Below are 8,296 nucleotides of genomic sequence, written 5' to 3' on the forward strand. Positions count from 1 at the left end.
AGGAGAAACATGATGAAAGCGTTATCGCACCGCAAGCAACAGAAAGGCGCCGTGCTCGTCCTGGTGACGATAGCGCTCTTTACGCTGCTCGGCTTCACCGCCCTGGCACTGGATGGCGGTTATCTTATTCTCAATAAAAACAGGCTTCAGGATGCGGTGGATGCGGCCGCCTTGAGTGGGGCCAAGACCTTGGCTTCTACCGATGCTGCCAAGAGTACCCATGCGGAGGCAGAAAAGGCGGCAAGAGATACCATTCGCGCCATCATGCAAGGTGATGGCTTTCAAAAAATGAAAGTCGATACCACCAAGCTGGCTGAAACCGTTCAGGTCGAGTTTTCTCACAACCCTGTGCCTTTTGAACCCACCAGTAGTGCTGATGCCAAGTATGTGAGAGTCAGAATGGAGACGGTTCCGGTCACTCAGTTCTTTTCACAGCTGATGGTGGATGTCTGGCAGGTCAGGGCTTCGGCTGTGACGGGCACATTGGCACCGGAGAATGGCAGTAAAATTTGTGATGTTATTCCGCTGTTAATGTTGGTAGATGCAGATGATGTAGGTAAAAGTGGCTATGGGTATAAGATGGCCTCAGACAGCGAGCCGGGGGACATGATGGTCATAAAATCACCGGCTGCCGGTAGCCCCGATATGTCGCCCGGTCATTTTCAGGCTTTGAATCTGGGTGATGGTAATGGTGCAAACAAATATCGTGAAGCCTTGGCCAGTGGTCATTGCATAGATATAGGAGAAGACCAAGAGGTAGATGAATGTGCTGAAAATGACACGAATTGCTCGCTGACAGTGACTGATGGCAAGACTGGTAATATGGCCGGACCCACCAGGCAGGGGCTGAATACACGGTTCAATATTTATAATCCCGGTAAATTTAAAAAGCCTTCAGTACCTGCAGAGGAGTCAATTCCAGGGGACGATAGTTATTACTCTGACTGTGCGTTATCAGATGCTGATGTTCTTGATTTTAAGGATAATAATCTCATTAACTTGGTAAATGATCTTTTTCTGCAGGGCAGCACCACGAAAGATGAGATCGTTAGTCATTTGGAAAATAAAAAACAGGATCCTGATCTTAAGAAAAATGAAAAAGATGATATAGATGGGTATATCAATGCCGTTAATAATATGCAGATGTTTTCTGACTATGAAAACCCATTCAGCAATACATATAAAAAATATGAAATAAAAGGAAACGATGTTGGCTGTCTAAATAATAGACGCATTGTCAAAGTTCCTGTTGCGGTTGGTGGAGATAGTGTCGGAAAAAACATACCTATTATTGGTGTCGCCTGCATGTTTCTGAATCAGGAGGTCACCGGCAACGGGCTTAGTCAGTACATTGTGGGCGAACTGATACCTGAATGTGGTGCAGATGGTGATGGAGCCGATGACGAATCCGGTTTCAGTCAGCCCCGTTTGGTGCTTTACAACGATACCGGCAGTGGAGATTCTTGATGCGTACTTTATCTGTGAGCAATAGCAGGAAGCAGCGGGGGCTGGCGGCGGTAGAAGCAACCCTGATTCTGCCTCTGATGTTGCTGTTGATGCTGGCGATTGGTGAGTTTGGCCGAGCGCTTTATCAGTATGCCACCCTGACACAGGCACTGCGTGGTGGCGCATTGGCTCTGGATCGCATGGGCTCCTATGTAGACAACCCTCAAACAAGATCCGATAAGGAAAATATCATCAGAAACATCATTGTCTATGGTAACTCACAGGGCACCGGTAGCCCTGTGCTACCTGGTTTGAGTAAAAACGATGTAATATTTTCAAATGTTTTCGAAATTCCGGCTGATAGTGAAAATTATTATTCACAGGTTGATCTGAGTTACAGCTGGCAGCCTGTTTTTGGAAGTGAATTCAATACTTTTGTTGCCGGTGCTATTTCTCTGGATTTTCCTTTGAATACCAGCATGACAGTGAGGGTTAAATAATGTCGACTTATATTCCAAAGTCTAGGCGGAACAGGCAGCAAGGCCTTGCTGTTGTAGAGTTTGCGATTGTCGGCTCTGTTATTTTTCTCGTACTCTTTGCCGTTATGGAACTAGGTCGATTGCTTTATACCTGGTCTGTATTGAACGAGGTAAGCCGTCAGGCTGCCAGGGTTGCAACTGTGTGTTCATTAGATGAAAGCTCTAATGTAGCCAGTGATGTTGTTAGTCGGCTGGGAGGTGCAGTACCTGGTTTGCAAGGAAGTAACATCAATATTGAATATCTGAATGATGATTTTGTTCCGGTTTCAGGAACAGATCTTCCTTACTATGTCAGAGCGGGGATTATAAATTACAGATTTGAGATGATCTTGCCGCTTACTGTCGATTTATCCATGTTCAGCCCGGGGTTTTCTACCGTGGTAAGAGCCGAAAGCCTGGGGGAAACCCCTGATAAAGGCATAGTACCTTGTTTCCCCTAAACGGGAGGGACCATGACAGACGCCAAAATTGTAGAACTGGAAAGCATTTCATCACCTCGTCAGCCGCTGGCCTGTCCGTTGCAAGTCAACGTGATGGATCCGGACGGTCGTTTATGGACTCAACTACAAAGCCAGCTTCAGTCCAGCCAGTTGCAGCTGCGCCGTTTATCCGAGCAGGATCCCCTGCCCAGGCCGGGGCGTCAGCTGTTGCTGCTGGTGGATCACCCCATGATCGGCGCCGTGTACGATGAACTGGAACGCCGGCAGGCGCCGACGCTGCCATTGATAGTGGTGGGCGACCCGGGCAACACGGCCCTGATGCGCCGGTCCATGCGGCTGGGGGCGGTCGACTTCTTGCCCTTCGACTATCAGCCGGCCGAGCTGTGGTCGGCCCTGACCCGGGTGGCCGACCAGCAGGCGGCCAGTGCCACGCTGGCACCGGTGACCGTGGTGGTCAACGGCAAACCCGGATCCGGCGCCAGCTTTATTTGTGCCAACCTCGGTTATGCGCTGGGTCGGCAGCATGACGACGACAAGACACTGCTGGTGGATGCCAACCTGCATTACGGCTCGCTGGCGGATTACCTGAATGTCAAAGACAAGCAGGGCAGCCTGGCCGGCGGCATGGAAAGAGCCACTGAAATGGATGCCATGGCCCTGTCGGGCATGGTCAGCCTGGCCCGTGAGCGGCTGGATGTGCTGCCGTCGGCACCGGTTGCACTGGCGGAACAACTGCAGCCCACGGCAAAAAACTGCTCGCAGCTGATGTACCTGTTGCGCAGCCAGTATCAGCAGGTGGTGGTGGACTTGTCCCGCGGACCCGAAAGCTGGAATGTGCCCATGCTGGAATGTGCCGACCATGTGCTGGTGGTGATGCAGCAGTCTTTGTCGGCCCTGCGTGAAACCCTGTATCTGCTGAAACGATTACGACACGAACTGGGTATACCGAAAAACCGGATTATTTTGCTGATAAACCGTTACGACAAGAGAAAGGACCTATCTTTAAAGAAAATAGAGCAGACCACAGAGGTCACGCATATTCTGACGGTGCTCAATGATTTCACCATGGCGGAAAACTGCACCGATTTGGGCAAGCTGGTGGTGGAAATAGAAAAGAAACACAAACTGGTCAAAGTATTTAACGACATTGTCGGTGACATTACGCCACAGGATGAAGAACAGGCCGCCAGGCCCGGATTATTTAAAAGGTGGTTTGGCAGACACTGAATAGCTTGTTTTTCAGTACCGAATAGCTGATTCAATCAGCACTGAAAAACCATGGGGGTCAAGGATGAACCTGGAAGATTATATTCTCAACACGGATGAAGAAGCCTATAAACATCGTCTGCATGGCAAGCTGATGGATATGCTGGACTTGCCCATGCTGCAAACCATTTCTCGCGAGCAGGCCAGCGAACAGATAGAGCGGCTGTGCTTTCAGGTCATGCAAGACTCGCCCACACCACTCACGGTGGACTCCCGCCACAAAATTGTGCGTCAGCTGCTGGACGAAATACTGGGTCATGGCCCGTTGGAGCCACTGCTGGCCGACCCGGCTATTGCGGATATCATGGTCAACGGCGCCAAACACATTTACGTGGAGCGCCGGGGGCGCATAGAGCGGGTGCCACTCACCTTTACCGACGACGATCATCTGATGGGGGTGATAGAGCGCATCGTGTCCAGTGTGGGTCGTCGCATCGACGAGCTGTCGCCCATGGTGGATGCCCGTCTGAAAGACGGCTCCCGGGTCAATGCCATCATACCGCCGCTGGCGCTGAACGGCCCGACCCTGTCGATTCGACGCTTTACCGTAGAAAAGCTGGCGGTAGACACCCTGATCGACTTTGGCACCATTACTCCGCCCATCGCCCAGGTGATGGAGGCGGTGGTCAAGGGCAAGCTCAATATTCTGATCTCGGGCGGTACCGGTACCGGTAAAACCACCTTCCTCAATATACTGTCCGGTTTTATTCCGTCCAATCAGCGCATCATCACGGTGGAAGACTCCGCCGAGCTGCAATTACAGCAGCCTCATGTGGTACAGCTGGAAAGCCGGCCCGCCAATATAGAGGGCCGGGGAGAAGTCGCCATGCGTGATCTGGTGAAAAACACCCTGCGAATGCGGCCCGATCGCATCGTGGTGGGGGAGGTGCGGGGCGCCGAGGCCTTTGACATGTTGACCGCCATGAACACCGGTCACGAAGGATCTCTGACCACCATTCACGCCAATACTCCGCGCGACGCCCTGGGACGGCTGGAAAACATGGTCTCCATGACCGGTTTCGACATGCCGGTGAAGAACATTCGGGCCCAGGTGGCGTCGGCGCTGGATCTGATCATTCAGCTGGAACGGCAGGAGGACGGCACTCGCCGTATGGTGAGCATGCAGGAGGTGCACGGCATGGAAGGCGAAACAATCACCATGTCGGAGATTTTTACCTTCGAGCGCACCGGTATCGACGCCGAAGGCAAGGTGCTGGGTCGCCACAAGCCGACCGGCGTGATGCCCAACTTCTACGATCGTCTGGCCCGTCGGGGCATGGTGTTGCCGCGCAGCCTGTTTGGTGACGATGAGTTGCACCAGGGCATTTTCTAGCGGGAGGTTTTATGAGCAGCAATACCCTGATTTTTTTGGCGTTGGTCGGGCTGGCAGTGGTGTTTTTGAGCCTGGCGATGTTTGTGCCGGTGACCCAGCCCCGGCTGAACCGTTCTGCTCTGCTCAAGCGTCGCATTGCGGCGCTGGAGGCAGAAAATCACGAGCAGCAGCAGGTATCCATCTATCGAACCAAGCGGCTGGACGCGTTGTCGCCGCTGTTGCGCCGACTGGAAACCTCGCCACTGCTGGAGCGGGTGGCCTTTGCGCTGGAACTGGCGGGTTCTCGCCTTTATGCGTATCAACTGGTTTTTTTGACCGCATTGGTGAGCCTGGTGCTGGCGGTGGCGTGCTGGTGGCTGTGGCACAGCTGGCTGCTGGTGCTGATGGCGTTGGTGCTGCCGGCTCTGGTGATGCACATCAAGCTCAAACGTAATTACTATAATCGGTTGGCGCTGTATGAGCAGCAACTGCCAGAGGCGCTGGACATCATGAAGCGGGGCCTGCAGGCGGGTTATTCCTTTGCCGACACCATCAAGCTTATCAGCGAGCAGATGCCCAATCCGCTGGGGCGTGAATTTGCCCTGGTGTTTGCCGACATCAATTACCGCAAGGATATTCGCAAGGCCATGACCGGCCTGTTGGAGCGGGTGCCGAGTGTGTCGAACATGGCGCTGATCAGCGCCGTGCAGGTGCAGCGGGAAACCGGCGGTAATCTGGTGGAGAACATCGACAAGCTGGCCACCATTATTCGTGACCGTTTCAAGTTCAACCGCCAAATCAGAACCCTGTCCGCCGAAGGGCGCATGTCGGGCTGGGTGCTGGTGTTGACCCCCTTCGCGCTCTTTGCGGTGATATATATCACGACTCCCGGTTATATCAGCGAGCTGCTGACTAACAAGGAAGGACATCAGCTGCTGATTTACGGTGGCATCACCATGGCGTTGGGTGTCTGGTGGATCAGCCGCATCATCAAGATTGAGGTGTAACATGGCAGAGCTAACAGAGTTGTTTAACGCAGGCCTGACCGATCCTCGCATGCGCCAGTGGCTGCTGATAGGCGGGGTGGCGTTGTCGGCCATGACCCTGTTCTGGGGCCTGGCCATGGTGGCCGGGGGGATTAGCAACCCCTATCGCCGGCGGCTGAATCACATGCAGCAACAGGTAGAGGAAGAGCAGCAAGACAGCCTGGAGCAGCGGCTGGTGCTGGCCAAACAGGGCGGCACCGGTACCTTTAGCGGGCACCGTATTCGTACCCTGCTGGTACATGCGGGCTTTCAGAAAAACTCGGCCTACCGCATATTCACCGGTATCCGCCTGCTGGTGGTGATGCTGTCGGTATTGGTGGCGCTTGCCATCATGCTGACCGTTACCGCCTTTTCCTACAACATCATCCTGTTACTGCTGGTCGTGGTGGCCTATGTGGCTTATGTGTTACCGGTGTTTGTGCTGGAGCGATTTGCCAATCATCGCATGACACAAATGAAACTGGCGATGCCGGATGCCTTGGATCTGCTGGTGGTCTGTACCGAGGCGGGCATGGGCTTCAAGGCGGCGCTGCAGCGGGTGGCCAAAGAAATCAGCCTGAGCCATGAAGAGCTGGCCGACGAGCTGGGGCTGATTTCCGCCAAGCTGCGCGCCGGGATCAGCCTGAAACAGGCGTTTGACGAGTTCATTCTGCGTACCGGGCTGGAAGATTTCAGCAGCCTGAACGTGGCCATCAACCAGTCCATACAGCTGGGTACCAGCATCGCCGAAACCCTGCGTACCTATGCCGATGAATATCGCATCAAGCGCAAGCAGGAGGCGGAGGAAATGGCGGCCAAAATCGGCACCAAGATGATTTTTCCGCTGGTCTTTTTCATCTGGCCGTCGTTTTTCATCGTGGCCATCGGCCCGGCGTTACTCAAGGTGTTCAAGGTGTTCGGCAATATGTAACCGGCATTATGGAGCCCGACCGACTGGCCGAACCATTCGGGTCTGACTAACCTTGAATTGTGTCTTTCTTTGACCATGGACTGGTTTAAGGATTTTAAAATGAAGAATAAACTGTGTGCGCTGATCACTGTGGTGTTGCTGAGTGGTTGTGCCAGCACCAATGAAACCAACGATAACGGACTATTCGGGGCCAAATCGCCGGGGGTGGGAGTCATTAAGCCCACCACGGCGGCCGAGGCTCGCATGCTGGTCACCCAGTCGCAAACGGCCGGCAACCCGGATGCCATGATTTATGCCTATACCCAGGCGCTGGCCTTTGACGAGTTTGAGCTGGCGGATATTTATTTTCATATCGCCCGGCTGGAGCAGCAACGACATAACAACGGGCAAGCCGAGCAAGCCTACCGGCAGGCCATGGCGGCGGCGCCAAAGCGTGAGGATCTTAAAGAATCATTGGCGTTGCTGCTGGTGGACATGAAACGCCATCAGGAAGCCGAAACCCTGCTGCAAGAGGTGGTGGCCGCCGATCAGGCCCGGCTCAAGGCGCCTGCCGCCGACTCCCCGACCACCGCGGTTGCCCAGTGCGTAACCGACAATCGGTCGCCCTGGCGCAGCTATAATGGCCTGGGGCTGCTGGCGGACATTCTGGAGCAGGGTGAGCAGGCTCGCCACCATTACCAGTGTGCCTTGAAAATACAGCCCGGCCTGGCCATGCTGCACACCAATTTAGGCTTTTCCTATTATCTGGAAGGAGAGTACCCCCAGGCCGAGCGGGCGTTGACCCGGGCGGTAAATCAGGATCCGCAATACCGACGTGCCTGGAGCAATCTGGGGCTGCTGTATTATCGCTGGAACCGCAAATCCGAAGCCCTGGCCGCATTGCGTAAAAATGGCTCCCAGGCCGAGGCGCTCAATGATTTGGGCTATATCGCCCTGATGGAAGGCGCCTATGAAGAGGCCGCCGGCCTGTTTCAGCGCGCCATCGATGCCTCACCCCGTTACTATCCCAGAGCGGTGGCCAACCTGAACCAGGCCAAAAACATGACGGCGGTAGCCAAACGCTGATAGTCGCCTTCGCTCCTGCAGCGACACTCCCTCCAAATCTCCCCCTGGCGAACCGCCGCCGTTATGCCTGTGAACCCGCAAAGGGGGAGGAGCAATACAGCTCCCTCCCCTGAACTCGTGAGCCACAGAATGACAGCGGGGTGCAAGGCAAGGGGAGGGCGGGGGTGGGGTTTCTGCAGCAACACCCCCTCCCAGCCCTGAGGGATCCCCACAATTTTTGGCACTTAATACGCATAATTTTTGCTCATTTCATCATAGGCCTCGGCAAGATC

Annotated in this window: 8 protein-coding genes; all 8 read left to right on the forward strand. The window is 54.3% G+C overall.

Translation table 11 applies throughout. From position 1 onward, the window contains the following. The first annotated feature begins 9 nt into the window (after positions 1-9). The 8 genes from Q0753_RS14065 to Q0753_RS14100 all read left to right on the forward strand — a co-directional run bounded on the left by Q0753_RS14065 (position 10) and on the right by Q0753_RS14100 (position 8,024). The gene (locus Q0753_RS14065) at positions 10-1,467 is read left to right on the forward strand and encodes a TadE/TadG family type IV pilus assembly protein (RefSeq protein WP_298722375.1); all 1,458 of its coding nucleotides are present in this window, start codon (positions 10-12) and stop codon (positions 1,465-1,467) included. Next, complete coding sequence (locus tag Q0753_RS14070) at positions 1,467-1,946, forward strand: TadE/TadG family type IV pilus assembly protein (protein WP_298722378.1); 480 nt, start codon at positions 1,467-1,469, stop codon at positions 1,944-1,946. The genes Q0753_RS14065 and Q0753_RS14070 overlap by 1 nt, the downstream gene beginning before the upstream one ends. After that, the gene (locus Q0753_RS14075) at positions 1,946-2,425 is read left to right on the forward strand and encodes a TadE/TadG family type IV pilus assembly protein (protein ID WP_298722381.1); all 480 of its coding nucleotides are present in this window, start codon (positions 1,946-1,948) and stop codon (positions 2,423-2,425) included. The genes Q0753_RS14070 and Q0753_RS14075 overlap by 1 nt, the downstream gene beginning before the upstream one ends. A gap of 12 nt (positions 2,426-2,437) precedes the next feature. After that, a complete protein-coding gene (locus tag Q0753_RS14080) occupies positions 2,438-3,652 on the forward strand; it encodes a cellulose synthase operon protein YhjQ/BcsQ (RefSeq protein WP_298722383.1) in 1,215 nt (404 codons plus the stop codon). Between the two features lie 64 nt (positions 3,653-3,716). Next, positions 3,717-5,024 carry a CpaF family protein gene (locus Q0753_RS14085; protein ID WP_298722386.1) on the forward strand — a complete coding sequence of 436 codons (1,308 nt, stop codon included), beginning with the start codon at positions 3,717-3,719 and terminating at the stop codon, positions 5,022-5,024. An 11-nt stretch (positions 5,025-5,035) separates the two neighbouring features. Continuing rightward, positions 5,036-6,010, forward strand: a complete 975-nt coding sequence (locus tag Q0753_RS14090) for a type II secretion system F family protein (protein ID WP_298722389.1) — start codon at positions 5,036-5,038, stop codon at positions 6,008-6,010. A 1-nt stretch (position 6,011) separates the two neighbouring features. Beyond that, on the forward strand, positions 6,012-6,959 hold the full coding sequence (locus Q0753_RS14095) for a type II secretion system F family protein (RefSeq protein ID WP_298722392.1): 948 nt from the start codon (positions 6,012-6,014) through the stop codon (positions 6,957-6,959). Between the two features lie 99 nt (positions 6,960-7,058). Next, positions 7,059-8,024 (forward strand): tetratricopeptide repeat protein, encoded by a 966-nt coding sequence (locus Q0753_RS14100; protein WP_298722395.1) that lies wholly within the window; start codon positions 7,059-7,061, stop codon positions 8,022-8,024. The last annotated feature ends 272 nt before the right edge of the window (positions 8,025-8,296 follow it).

The organism is uncultured Oceanisphaera sp., from assembly GCF_947495715.1.
In the GTDB taxonomy this organism is placed as follows: Bacteria; Pseudomonadota; Gammaproteobacteria; order Enterobacterales; family Aeromonadaceae; genus Oceanimonas; species Oceanimonas sediminis.